At 35.2% G+C, this 11,802-nt stretch carries 12 protein-coding genes, 1 tRNA gene and 2 pseudogenes; 3 read left to right on the forward strand and 12 right to left on the reverse strand.

Annotation, left to right across the window (positions count from 1 at the left end):
* Positions 1–254: transposase (locus AS180_RS19505; protein ID WP_062687360.1), on the reverse strand; the 254-nt coding region annotated here is incomplete at its 3' end.
* Positions 255–335: 81 nt separating this feature from the next.
* Here AS180_RS19505 and AS180_RS23705 point away from each other — a divergent pair.
* Positions 336–446: pseudogene (locus AS180_RS23705) on the forward strand (EamA family transporter); the annotation flags it as partial.
* A gap of 423 nt (positions 447–869) precedes the next feature.
* Here the strand turns inward: AS180_RS23705 and AS180_RS19515 are convergent.
* From AS180_RS19515 to AS180_RS19540, 7 genes and pseudogenes are all read right to left on the reverse strand, one after another.
* Positions 870–1,580, reverse strand: coding sequence for a class I SAM-dependent methyltransferase (locus tag AS180_RS19515; protein ID WP_025910982.1), 711 nt, complete (start codon positions 1,578–1,580; stop codon positions 870–872).
* 78 nt (positions 1,581–1,658) lie between these two features.
* Positions 1,659–2,138, reverse strand: coding sequence for a hypothetical protein (locus tag AS180_RS19520; protein ID WP_062687362.1), 480 nt, complete (start codon positions 2,136–2,138; stop codon positions 1,659–1,661).
* Positions 2,139–2,152: 14 nt separating this feature from the next.
* On the reverse strand, positions 2,153–2,572 hold the full coding sequence (locus AS180_RS19525) for a hypothetical protein (protein ID WP_139109240.1): 420 nt from the start codon (positions 2,570–2,572) through the stop codon (positions 2,153–2,155).
* Positions 2,573–2,617: 45 nt separating this feature from the next.
* Entirely contained in the window at positions 2,618–3,730 is a 1,113-nt protein-coding gene (locus AS180_RS19530; RefSeq protein WP_062687363.1) for an MBL fold metallo-hydrolase, read from the reverse strand.
* A gap of 216 nt (positions 3,731–3,946) precedes the next feature.
* Positions 3,947–4,090: pseudogene (locus AS180_RS21915) on the reverse strand (DinB family protein); the annotation flags it as partial.
* Positions 4,091–4,450: 360 nt separating this feature from the next.
* Positions 4,451–4,807, reverse strand: a complete 357-nt coding sequence (locus AS180_RS19535) for a DoxX family protein (protein WP_062687364.1) — start codon at positions 4,805–4,807, stop codon at positions 4,451–4,453.
* Between the two features lie 605 nt (positions 4,808–5,412).
* A complete protein-coding gene (locus tag AS180_RS19540) occupies positions 5,413–6,411 on the reverse strand; it encodes a DUF3231 family protein (RefSeq protein ID WP_226373002.1) in 999 nt (332 codons plus the stop codon).
* 64 nt (positions 6,412–6,475) lie between these two features.
* Here AS180_RS19540 and AS180_RS19545 point away from each other — a divergent pair, with 64 nt between their 5' ends.
* Complete coding sequence (locus AS180_RS19545; RefSeq protein ID WP_062687365.1) at positions 6,476–6,760, forward strand: NUDIX hydrolase; 285 nt, start codon at positions 6,476–6,478, stop codon at positions 6,758–6,760.
* 368 nt (positions 6,761–7,128) lie between these two features.
* On the opposite strand, the gene AS180_RS19550 is transcribed toward AS180_RS19545, so the two are convergent.
* The 4 genes from AS180_RS19550 to AS180_RS19565 are packed head-to-tail and all read right to left on the reverse strand — an operon-like array spanning position 7,129 to position 11,394.
* The gene (locus AS180_RS19550; RefSeq protein WP_258954143.1) at positions 7,129–8,829 is read right to left on the reverse strand and encodes a T7SS effector LXG polymorphic toxin; all 1,701 of its coding nucleotides are present in this window, start codon (positions 8,827–8,829) and stop codon (positions 7,129–7,131) included.
* Positions 8,830–8,877: 48 nt separating this feature from the next.
* Positions 8,878–9,627 (reverse strand): Cthe_2314 family HEPN domain-containing protein, encoded by a 750-nt coding sequence (locus tag AS180_RS19555; protein ID WP_062687367.1) that lies wholly within the window; start codon positions 9,625–9,627, stop codon positions 8,878–8,880.
* A 34-nt stretch (positions 9,628–9,661) separates the two neighbouring features.
* Entirely contained in the window at positions 9,662–10,405 is a 744-nt protein-coding gene (locus tag AS180_RS19560; RefSeq protein WP_062687368.1) for a Cthe_2314 family HEPN domain-containing protein, read from the reverse strand.
* Complete coding sequence (locus tag AS180_RS19565; RefSeq protein WP_062687369.1) at positions 10,402–11,394, reverse strand: hypothetical protein; 993 nt, start codon at positions 11,392–11,394, stop codon at positions 10,402–10,404. Before AS180_RS19565 ends, AS180_RS19560 begins: the two co-directional genes overlap by 4 nt.
* A 211-nt stretch (positions 11,395–11,605) precedes the next feature.
* On the opposite strand from AS180_RS19565, the gene AS180_RS19570 reads away from it, so the two are divergent.
* A tRNA-Ala gene (locus tag AS180_RS19570) sits at positions 11,606–11,669 on the forward strand.
* Positions 11,670–11,802 lie beyond the last annotated feature (133 nt).

Raw genomic sequence — 11,802 nt, forward strand, 5'->3', positions numbered from 1 at the left:
TTTAAAATATCATTCTCCATCTCTAATTGCTTATTACGTTTCCTAAGTTCCTGCAGCTCTTTCTGTTCGGGGCTGAGGTTATCCTTTTCTTTGAAGGAACCAGAGGACTTACTTTGATTAATCCACTTATCAAGCGAAGATGGTGTTAACTCATATTCTCGAATGATGTCTTTACGAGGCTTTCCATTCTGAGATAGCTGCACGATCTGTTGCTTAAATTCTTCGGTAAACGTTCGACGTACTTTTTTTGTCATGTAGATTCTCCTCATAACTGATTAGTATAGTTAATTCTACTTGACCTTAAAATTTCTGTCTAACTAAGTGTAGCCGATCCACTCGCTTATTTCATTTTAGGTGAGGTCATTTCTTTGCAACAAGGTATGGGGATTGCACTCATCTTAATCGGTCTAGCATTATTTTTAATACAGCAGAGAAATAACGAATAAATAACAGCGGTTGTTGTATCTTTTTCATCCCATTTAAAGTAAATCTCTACACCTTCTAGTGGTGGGTTACTAGTATAATGATCAACCAAATCTTTTTCACTTAGTTCAGAAGACAGCTTTTTATACGCAACCACGGTTGGCCGTCCGCTACTTCCCCAAGGCCCTCCTCCATAATAAACACCATAATTAAAATCTTGATCAATAATTTTTGTTTTAGGTGGGAGCGGAATGGCGTAAAATTCTTCAGCAAAATCTTTAGCTGCACGCTTGTCATGGTTAAAAAAATGTACCGTGGCCCAAGAGATTGTAATTACCAGAGCAGCGAGTAGTAAAAGCTTATATTTGTTGTTCAAGTAACAGTCCCCCTTATTAATGAAATCCGCATAAAAAAACCCTTCCCCATGAGAAGAAAGGTTTCGATTTTTAATCTGCTTTCTTAATAGTTAACACTTCGGTTGCTGTAGGAACGAATCGAAACGGTGTACTAATTATTTTTACAGATAAATTCTCGTCGCTTAAGGTTTCTATTAGCTCATTTAAAAAAGGAAACCTCTCTCCTTTAAAGTTTACTAGAGGATAAATCCTTATTTCTCCACCCTTTTTAGTGACTCGAATTAGCTCATGAATGGCCTGCAAATGAAAGTTAAAATCAAATTGCTCTTCATATAAAAATAAAAAATGATTACATAAAACTAGAGAAAAAGTTTCATTGTTAAAGGGTAGATTCGGTAAAGCTCCACATACAAATCGTTTATTGACTTCTTTTTCTTGATAATGGGTTAGAAAAACATCAAAAGATTGTTTTCTAATCTGTATATGCTCCGCTAAGCTTCCATAAGATTCCCAAGAGAAGTTTGAACGACTTCTCTCTAGCTTATCACTTGCCTCTTGCATTTCCTTTTGACCTTTACACATCATGTCTTCAAATTCTAAGTTATACAGCGGATCAACAGCAAAAGCATCATAGCTCTGTTCGTTGGCGCTGGCACTAAAAGAAGAGGCACCCGCTGCAACATCTAGAATTGGCCCTTTTCTTAACAGATTATCATCTAACACAAACATTTTTTCGTACTCTTCGTAGGATCTGCACGTCATAGCAACTCCTACCTGTTCATAGAACGTTTCTTTACTCATCTCGTCTCATCTCTCCTCAGCTAATATAGCAAAATATTACAGTGTTAATTTTATCCTTTATCTTTAGTGTTTTCAAGATTAAAAGACTTCAAACCCATCTAGACACCAAACCGCAACCTCATCACCAGGCGCAGCTACCACAAGCCAGTCGCCGCTCATCCATTCTTCTTCAAGCTGCCAGCATTCATAATTAGGGTCGTGGCCGTTCACAAACAGTACTTTGTTAGATTGTAAGTGAATAATAAGATGTGGCGATGGATTCCCTAATTCAACTTTCACTACCTTTTCCCTACGCATGCTCCAAATATGCTGAAACTGTTCTTTCTCTGTTAAGTTAGGCACTTCCTCCTCGCACGATGGATAATCAGTTGGTTTGGGGTATAAAGTCCAGGCAGTTTCAATTGATAAAACAAAGTCACTGTCTTCTTTTCTCCTGTAGTTGCTAAAGTTTAGAATCGTTGTTCCACTGTCAGACCCAAACTTCACACCATCTACTTGGCTACCAATCAACAAATACTTTAGTACTTTTTCGGCTGAAAATTGCTCTTCTGTTTTCATAAAGAATACTCCTTTTATTGATTTAACCGTTGCCTTTTATAACGGCTGCGCACCGCTTCTGGAATTCTACTAAACACGTGATCAGGAATTCCAGGCATATCTTTGAGGTATCGTTTAGTAGCAGATATATCGTGTAAAAACTCCCAGTATGCGATGAAAAAGTGATGTTCCCGCTCATAAATAAATTCCATCCAGCCTTCTAATTGATGTTCATCTTGCTCATTAAATAAGTTAATACCTGAAAAGTTTTCCACTGTTCCGTCTAAGTACTCTTCGTCATGCCCTTCAATACAACTTTCCGACCTGTCAAACTTAAATTTCTCTCCATTAATACCATAAAATTTTAAATCTTCAAGGAGCTGCTGCTCAACTAGCTCCTTTAACTTTGGTCCTAAAATATCCGCATGTCCTAACTCTTTATAATTTGGCTTCATTGTCTCCTCCATTAGAAAATGCCCCTTTTGTTAGGGGCATTTCATTTATGCTTCTTTACTTTCATTTGTCCACCACTCGTTAACACCGCTTGCTTTTTCACCATGCAGCAAAACCGTTTCTCCGAGCTCTGGAATAAGTAAGTTCACGCCTTCTTCTTTTGCTTTTTGAATCGCTCGTTCTATTGGATCTGTCCAGCTGTGATACGCAAGTGTAAAGGCTCCCCAGTGAATGAGCATCATCGTTTCACCTTTTACATCAAGATGCGCTTGCACCGACTCTTCTGGTCTCATGTGAACCCACGACCAGCGCGCATCATACTGTCCGCCTTCCATCAGCGTTAAGGTAAACGGACCGTATTTATCTCCTACTTCTTTAAAATGAGCATCGTATCCACCGTCCCCGCTTGTATAAAAGCGCGTGTTTTCACCAAGGATAACCCAGCCACCCCAAAGTGTGGAATCACGGTTCAATACGCCTCTTCCAGAGAAATGTTTAGAAGGAGTAAAAGCTAGTGTTATACCTCCTAATTCTACCTCGTCCCACCAGTTCAGCTCAGTAATGTTGTGTGAAGAAACGCCCCATCTCATTAAGTGAGCGCCTACACCAAGCGGCACAAAAAAGTGGTTTACCTTGCACTTAAGCTTTTTAATCGACGAATAATCAAGGTGATCATAATGATCATGCGTGAATAAAACTGCATCAATCGGTGGCATTTCATCAATGATATGCAAAATATCTTGGCTGTAGCGCTTGCTCCCAATGAAGGATACAGGCGAAGCTGTAGGACCAAGCATTGGGTCAATAAGTAGTTTTTTATTGTCAATGCTTAGTAAAAATGCGGAATGTCCAAACCAAGTAAGACTATCTTCCCTACTTTTCACCTTTTCCCAGTCAATCTTGTTCATAGAAAGCTGGTTTCTTGGACTCCGTTCCTGCTCTTTGTTCATAGAATCTTTGATAAAAGACAGAATGTCAGCTGCGCTCATTTTCATGTTAGTAGGCACCATGTTTTTAAACTTGCCATTTTCATAATGAGGAAACCGTTCATAGGCTTCTTTTTGTAGTTTGGTTGGGTTTGCCCCAAACGTTGGATGGACATTAATAAACAGCACAATACCAACGATTAATAAAATTAGAAATAATAATACGTACGCCATGGTTGTTTGCCTCCATTAGTAAACCAAATAGGTTGTGAACCTATTATAGATGGAATATTAATGAAGAAGCAATTTATCTTCCTTGTAACAAGAAGAAATTTACATATGGCTTTGTTTTTCAACAATATATTGCCTATGTTTCCAAATGAGTTTACAGTTAAACCAGTGAGGAGCCAACCGAATAAAACGAGCGGAATAACAAGCAACCACCTGATTTTACTCTAACACCAAAATATCCGTATTTTCAGGGGTGTAACCCAGCAGCCGTAGCATAATCACAATTTGTCCTTTATGATGAAATTCATGAGTGATGGAATGAATTAGTAGTTGGCGAGGTGTTTTCTTTACCCACTCGTATTCTAGCTGATTCATAAGGACCTCACCTCTTTAATTAATTGTATAATTTATCCTTAACTATACACTAATTGGAAATAATTAAAAAGGCCTATCGAGATAGCAATACATATATGTAAAATATAGAAAATATGTTATTATATAGTTATTATTTTCTTTGATAACATGTTGTATAGGAGATGTAAAGCACTATGATTTTTTTAATATTTGGGTTTCTTGCAATTATGGTCACTTTATTTTCAATAGAATCAAACCTGCGAAAAACAGTAAAACAAAATGATAGAATGATTGAATTGCTTGAAAAGCAGAATAGAGAATAAAAAAAGCCGCTAGTCGAAACTCGCGGCTAAAACTGCATATTAACATTTATAAAAACGGTATGGAGTCAAAATTTAATACAAACACTACCACAGCTAGTGCCAAGAGAATAATAGGAACAACCGCTTTTGAAAACGAATCTTTTGCACGAACTAAATGCGTATAGATTGCACCCAGCATCGTCACTCCCAATACAAACGCACCGATTGCGGAAAGACTTTCATACCAAACTCCCCACACGATGACAATAGCTCCAACTACTTCTACAAATCCTGTGAATTTTCGGAACCCACTCGAAAAGCCATACCGCTCAAACTCACTCACCATGTCCTGCGAGTAAAACTTCATGAAACCAAAGAATAAAAAACCAATTCCTAAAATAAACTGCAGTACCGTTGATAGCATAACCACTCACTCCTTCTCCATTTTAAGTCAAAGCCTAAAACTTTTTGAAAAGAGTTTTTCAGCGTAGTAAGCATCAGATCCTATAAAGTAAGAATAAAGACAGAAGCTACTTGTAAAAGTAAATCTTCTTAGTTGCATTATATGACTAAATTGTTAGAACAATGTGTATGAGGGCTTGGTCTTTTTAAATAGATTTTCTGCTATATAAGCTGACAACTAGATAAATTTTACTTTATGTTTTCTTTTATTGACTATAATCAAGTTTGTAAAAAACACACACACAGTTAACAGCTGAAACGATAATACTTCCTACCTTTTTCTTAGGGAATATTTTTTCTAACCAACTTACTGCCATTGGCGTATGTTCAGGTTGTGAGTTAACTCTTTCTAAAAAACATTCATATTCTTGGATTATTTCATCGGTTAAAAGTCTGTGTTTTTCGTTCTACTTCTATAGTTAAGCTTTGAGGTAACTAAAGCCTATTATTTCACTTGAAACATCGAGATAGTAGGCTTTCTTATACTTGGATTTCCTTAAGGTTGTAAATCCGCACTTTTCTGACGCTATCCCATCTTAAACATTTATAAAAAAGTAAAAACTTTCATTAATTATCAGGTAACTCTTTACGATCATCCGCCTCTGGTAGTTTTTCTATCCACCCTTTTTTAATCATAATTCTCCCAAAAGATGAGATCGTTTTCAAATCCCGAAAAATAGAAGCATCACAATGTCCAGCTACATCTATCCTCATACTTGTTACCATAGCTGCAGCATAATACGTGGCGGCTAAATTAAATAAAAATCCAGTATGAAACACCATTAATTTATCTGAAAAAGGAGCTACATCAGAATTTGTAATTTCATTGTCTAATAATTGGGGAGGTTTAAGGTTTTCATACTGAAGGATAGAAGAGAAAATATTTATATTTTTATTAACTGTACGTAAACAATTATCCATAAATTTATGAATGTCTTTATCTTTAATTACTTGTTTAAATCCAATGACGAGAGCCTTAGCCGCAATGCTCTTTTTTAGATTAAAAAAAATGTTTCCCGCTTCCATTGAATTTAAAGGTCTTTTATCTCCGAATAAATCCATAACATATCCTATCTCTGTAACTGATTGACTCCTTTGAGATGTAGAAAAATAGGGAGATCGTTGATAAATACCTTTGGATAAAAGAATTTCAATCGACTTATTATAAATCTCCATAGCATCAATGTTGCATTGGAAATAATGATCTCGTATATCTTTTCTGGCCGACACACTAAAAGATATACTATATCCAGCTAACCCGTGCATTGTCATCTCATGCATGTAGCCTAACCAAAAAACATCTGTAAACAGAGGAGGTGCATCTACATTTACATCTTTTTCAGTAAATCCTTTCGGTGGCTCCAACTTTTCAGACTTAAAAATATTTCTAAGCACTTTTAAATGCTTTTCGGATATATCTAGGGTAAATTCGTATAGAGAATAAATTTCAGGGTCCTTAACCGTTGCCAACACGTATTTGCTAATACAAACAGCCATTGTATCTTGAATATATTGTGTCCATAAACTTGTAATTTCTGAGGACGTTAATCTCATTTTATTATCCAAACCTGTTACCTCCAATACTATATAAACTTATAGTATTGTGCCCCAAATCCTTACATTTATTCAATTGAGTGGTTTTATATCTCAAGGAGTTGTAACGTGGTTAACTCCTGAAGGTAAAGTAGATGGAATACATGTTTTTCTTGGAGAATTAGACAATCTTTTCACATATGATACACCAATAAAAACTCGAGAAGGCATTTTAGATTGGAAAGATATTGATTGGATTTTAAACCCTAATAATCTTGGCATACCAGAAAAAATCCCACACTATTTACCAGCATTACTAGCTCATAAAGGAAATCATTTATTTACATACAGGCAAAGTAAAATGGTCCATCAAAAATTATAACTATTATAGAAATCAGTTGACGTAATGTGGGGTCTAGGTAGCACTTTAATCTAATAATTCCATTTCCTTTCCCTACAGTAACCACTGGAAAAACAATTAAATCTATGCCAACTCAAAAAGAAAAAGAGTTTGGGACATAACAAAATGATTGCTTCTAAAAGACGAACACTAGCTGTTCCCATCTCTTTAGTTTGTCTCAACACATTCGTTCCATTGCGCTACGGCCACTCGCTTTCCGCGGGGAGGAACTTGAGCTTCCTCGCTGCGCTGCGGGATCTCCGTTTTCACAATCAACCAAAAAACCTGAACGATTAAAAGTTATGAACTCTCAATCGTTCAAGTATAGTAAGGACTGAATTACTTATGTCTCAGTCTATTAAATAGCGACGAAATACTGCATCATTTTTGATAGCCCATCCATTTTCTAAGTTTTCTATATTAGCTTTACTGAAATATTCTGGATGCTGCTTATACAGTTCTTTAAAATAATACTTATGATCTCTTAACCATCCTTCTGAATTTGTACTGCTTTTCCCTTTTCCTACAAATGGCATTTCAACAATTAAGTTTTTGTCTGCCATCACTCTTGTAGTAAATGTTCCTTTTTTCGTTACAATTGTATATTCCTTATTTAAAATCTCATCGGAAATATTTCGATAAACCCTGACTGGATGATTAAGATTGGGTTGCGTCCCATTACTCTTAATTGTAAATGCATGAGCTAGATCTTTTAGTTTAATCCACTCAGTAGCCACAGGTATACGTATTCCAGTAAGAGCTTGCTCTACGATTTTTACTCTTCTAGGTAGCGGAAGATTAATCTCTCCAATATTTTTAATTTCATTTTTTAGATAATGGACTGTGGATATAAAGTTTTTTTCATTTTTCTTTATCGTTTTTAATTTTTTGTTTATCGTTTTTAATTTTTTGTTTGTAAATTTATGACTTAACGTGTTTTTAATTTCTGATGAGATATAAGGCCTTTGTACGTTGTCTACACCATTTCCTACCTTTGAAGCAAGTACACCACCTGCTGCAATCCAAAACGATTGAAACAAACTAGCTTGTTGCTGCTCTTTTGTAAGCTTATTTCCTAATACATCTTTACCTGTTGTATACTCGTACATTCCATTCGTTAATACAAGTCCATACAGCCCTTTTTCTGTTTGTTCAAGCGCTTTGAAAGCTTTAGGTGTTTGATAAAGAGCCATCGCATGGTGCGCGGCACTCATGCTTTTTGCGGTTTTGTAGACGACACTGCCTCCTTTTACCGCTCGTCCCGCCCAGCCTACGAACGGGATAAATCCAGCCGCTGCCATGGCTCCAGCCGTCACTCGCTGCGTTGTAGAAAGCTTTGTATGCGTAACGGGATCGACTCCCTCTACGGCTCGCTTATAATCGTAGTATCCGGTAAGTTCTCCTGCAATGTCCAGTCCTTTTTCATACCATGGTTTATTGGCCTGAATTTGTCGTTGCCTTTCGGCTTCAATGGCTGCTTTTCTTTGTTTAATCTCTTGTTTTTGTTCTACTTTATCCTCCACATACCCTGAAGCGATTTTATCAATTTGCTGCTGTGTTTTGTATGCATCGCTATTTTTGTAAGCCTTGGCATCAAAGGCAAGCTGATAAGCACTGCCGCCTTGAGAAGTCAGCTGTTCCAAACTATTTACATTAAACTGCACAGATTCGTAGAAGGGATCTAACATTTCATATTCACTTGAAAGCTGATTATCTAGTTCTTCTACTGCAGTAATGGTATCTGTTCTTTTTTGCTCAGCTGCGCTTATGTCATCTTCAAATGCGTCTGTGGAAAACGGTGTAATATGTATAATATCTTCAATATTGCTTAAAATCGTTTTAAGTTCAGTGTGCTGCTGCTCAACCATCTGCTTGGAACGATTATTGGCAACCGCCAGCTCCTGTTCTAAAAACGATACATCTACAACCGTATCACCTTTTAATTTAGCTTGTTCTGCATAATCTGCAATACTATTAAAATAGGATTGATGTGAAGTTACAAGACTTTTCCAATGTGTTACGGTATCCACCTGTGTTTTATAAAAGCCAATTTATTACATAAATACTAATGAGGTGGCGTTGTTTAAATAAATTATTAACTATTTCTTTTTTAAATGTTTGTGTAAACTTTTCAAAGTCTCATCAATACACTCAAGAGCCCCTATCATTATCTTTTTTACTTCCTTGCTTGGTGTGTAGTTTCCAATTCCAACAGACATGCTGTTTTCAAAAACTTTGAAGCCATTTCCAATTCTATAAGGAGGAAAGTTATGAGTTGAATCATTCCTAAAAATTGAAGCTTTTTTGAACTTGTCGGATTGTTTAATATCTAGCAAGTCTGTATACAAACCTTCATGCTTACCTTTTAAATTAGAGATTGCTGTATTAAAACTTATTTTTTGTCTTCCTTGAGGTTCTAAATCGAACTTTTTGAAGAGTAAATGTCCAATTGTTTCAAATACAGTGAATACTTTATAAAAAAAAATATCTGAAAAGAAATCAAAACTATATTTATTAGACCAGTTATCATTATCAAAGTCAGGGAAAAATTCAACTGATTGTTTTTCTCCCTCCTTCCACCATTTATCATCAGGAATACCTTTTTCTAAAAAATACATTGAGTAAGCAAGTGGAATATTTAATTCCATGATACGATTGCCTAGCATTAAAACCCATTGTTGTATATCTAGATTATCTACAAATGGAGGAGGGTTAGTTTCTAAAGTTGGCTTTTCATTTTTATAGAAATCAATTTCTTTTATTATAGATGACTTAATAGGGTTATCTTTAATTAGCTCCTTTATGTCTTGTCCTTTTGGTGAATCGAACAACTCAATTGTTATCGCCATTTCTATAGTCTCCTCTTAAATATTTTTTAGATATTTATCTCTTTTCAGCGAGTTCCTTTTTATTTTGAATATGAGTTGCAACCACTTCAAAAATTCTTCTTACAACCTTGAGCAAATTGTCCATAATTCCCATAAGTTTTTGAGAGGAATAGTAATGAGTTCCAGAAGCAGTTATTCCACTCGGATGTTTCTCTTGAACAAAATGTGCATTGTAAGGCGGATTATTATGAACAATATCATTTCTAACTCTTGAAGCTTCCATAAATTCATCGCAGTCCTTAATTTCAGATAATTTTTTAGATAGCTCTTTGTCCTTTTTATCAAGAATCTTTACAACTTTTTTGAAAGTGGGACTTATCTTGTTTTTATGAGGTTGTTCTAAATCATAATAATGAAAGACTATCTGACCGAGTAAGTCCAGTGCTGTGAAAATTCTTTGAAAAAGTGCGTCCGTGTGATGTTGAAAGTGCATTCTATTTGTAAACTGCTTATTTGTAAGATTCATTAATGAATCAAGCTCATCAGGAATACCTCTTCTGAAATAAAAAGAAACGTAAGCATAGCTCAAATTAGCTTGAAAAATTCTATTGTTTAAAGAAACTGTAAGGTCAGAAACTGTTATTGGATAATTAAATGCTTGGTGAAGAGAGCTTAATTTACCTCGCTCAAATATTTCTTTTTTTAGATTATAACTATACAACGGACTTTCCTTAAGTAAGGGTAACATTTCTTCTCGTGTAGGAAAGTCAAAAAGGTCAACATCAATTTTTCTATTCAATTTACTTCTTCCTCTTTTAAATCAATTTTACTTTCGATATACTCGATAATTAAAAAACTTAAAAATTTTGCACTTTCATGAGTTAGCTCCATAGTGATAGGGTTGTTCCTTTTTTGATCAGCATATAATTTTCCATGTCCAGCTCGATTTCTTGCAACAAGAAGTTTTTTTATCATAGTTGCAACTCTTGTATAGCTTTTTTTGCTTAAATTATCACTGTATCGCACATTATGAAACGCTTTCAAATAACTCGTATCCCATTTAATTCCTTGAATACTGTTATTGATCACCTTTTTGTATTCATCACTCTTAAATTGTCTTTCACGAAAGTTAACATTCATGATAGCTTCTACTCCTCTATAAGCAGCTGTTAAAGAAGCACAATATCTTTCATAGTTCATCATGTTTAAAAAGCTGTACTCGTCTTTTTCATACATATATATATCTGGGCGGGAATGTGAAGTAATATACGAGCCAACCAAGTTAGTGTAGTAAATTTCCTGTGCTTGAAAAAAACAAGCCAAAGCTGTTCTTAACCTATTATCGCGAAAAGTAAGTTTAATTAATTCTCCTCGTTGTTTTATCTTTGAATTACCTAATACAATTCCACTTTCAAGGCTAGTACGGTCATAATGATTTTGATAATGGTTTAAGTCATAAACTTTGTAGGTCTTTGTTTCATCGGAATTGCTGTCCAGTCTAAGTATTTTCATATCATTATCATAGTACTCATGTTCAAAAGCCATTAATAACTTTATAGATTCAAACAAACGTATAGCTGTTTTGATATTTTTTGTTTCCAGAACCAATGAACCATAATCACCAACCAATAAAACATTTAATATTTTGAATGAATTGTCTTTAATTAAAATTTCTGAATTACTATCTTCGTTCGTATATGGCATAAGCATTTCTGTTTTTCTTAAGTTCCCCACTTTAGTCGCTTTACTTATTCTAACTCCTGTAACTATATACAAATCATTTGACATTTATTTCTCCCATAGATTATAGTTTCAGATTAACTTTCCTAGTTTATCATCAAAGTTTATCCATCCTAATTTTACTATAAATCTAACAAACTTTTCCACTATACAATTGGAATACTTACCAATTTTTCTTGACTATTATACCTTTTCAAATTATTATGCAAGAAGGATAGGGGTCTATCTGTCGTAAACTCAATATTAATCACGGGACTGTAGTTCAGCGGGAGAATACTTCGCTGGCAGCGAAGGGGTCAGGGGTTCGAATCCCCTACGCTCCATAAGAAAAGAGGCTGGGACATAACTAGCCAAAAATAATGAAAAAGGGTTCTCATCATCGCATTTTGATGATGAGAACCCTTTTTTGTTGATCTGTTTGATTGGTCTATGCACATTTTACGCTGGAGGCGATGT

It is taken from the genome of Priestia veravalensis, assembly GCF_001457055.1.
Lineage (GTDB): Bacteria > Bacillota > Bacilli > Bacillales > Bacillaceae_H > Priestia > Priestia flexa.

Excerpts from the sequence above, each read along its gene's own strand:
- AS180_RS19515 (WP_025910982.1), bottom strand. The coding sequence starts at position 1,580 with ATGAGTAAAGAAACGTTCTATGAACAGGTAGGAGTTGCTATGACGTGC.
- AS180_RS19520 (WP_062687362.1), bottom strand. The coding sequence starts at position 2,138 with ATGAAAACAGAAGAGCAATTTTCAGCCGAAAAAGTACTAAAGTATTTG.
- AS180_RS19525 (WP_139109240.1), bottom strand. The coding sequence starts at position 2,572 with ATGAAGCCAAATTATAAAGAGTTAGGACATGCGGATATTTTAGGACCA.
- AS180_RS19530 (WP_062687363.1), bottom strand. The coding sequence starts at position 3,730 with ATGGCGTACGTATTATTATTTCTAATTTTATTAATCGTTGGTATTGTG.
- AS180_RS19535 (WP_062687364.1), bottom strand. The coding sequence starts at position 4,807 with ATGCTATCAACGGTACTGCAGTTTATTTTAGGAATTGGTTTTTTATTC.
- AS180_RS19555 (WP_062687367.1), bottom strand. The coding sequence starts at position 9,627 with ATGGCGATAACAATTGAGTTGTTCGATTCACCAAAAGGACAAGACATA.
- AS180_RS19565 (WP_062687369.1), bottom strand. The coding sequence starts at position 11,394 with ATGTCAAATGATTTGTATATAGTTACAGGAGTTAGAATAAGTAAAGCG.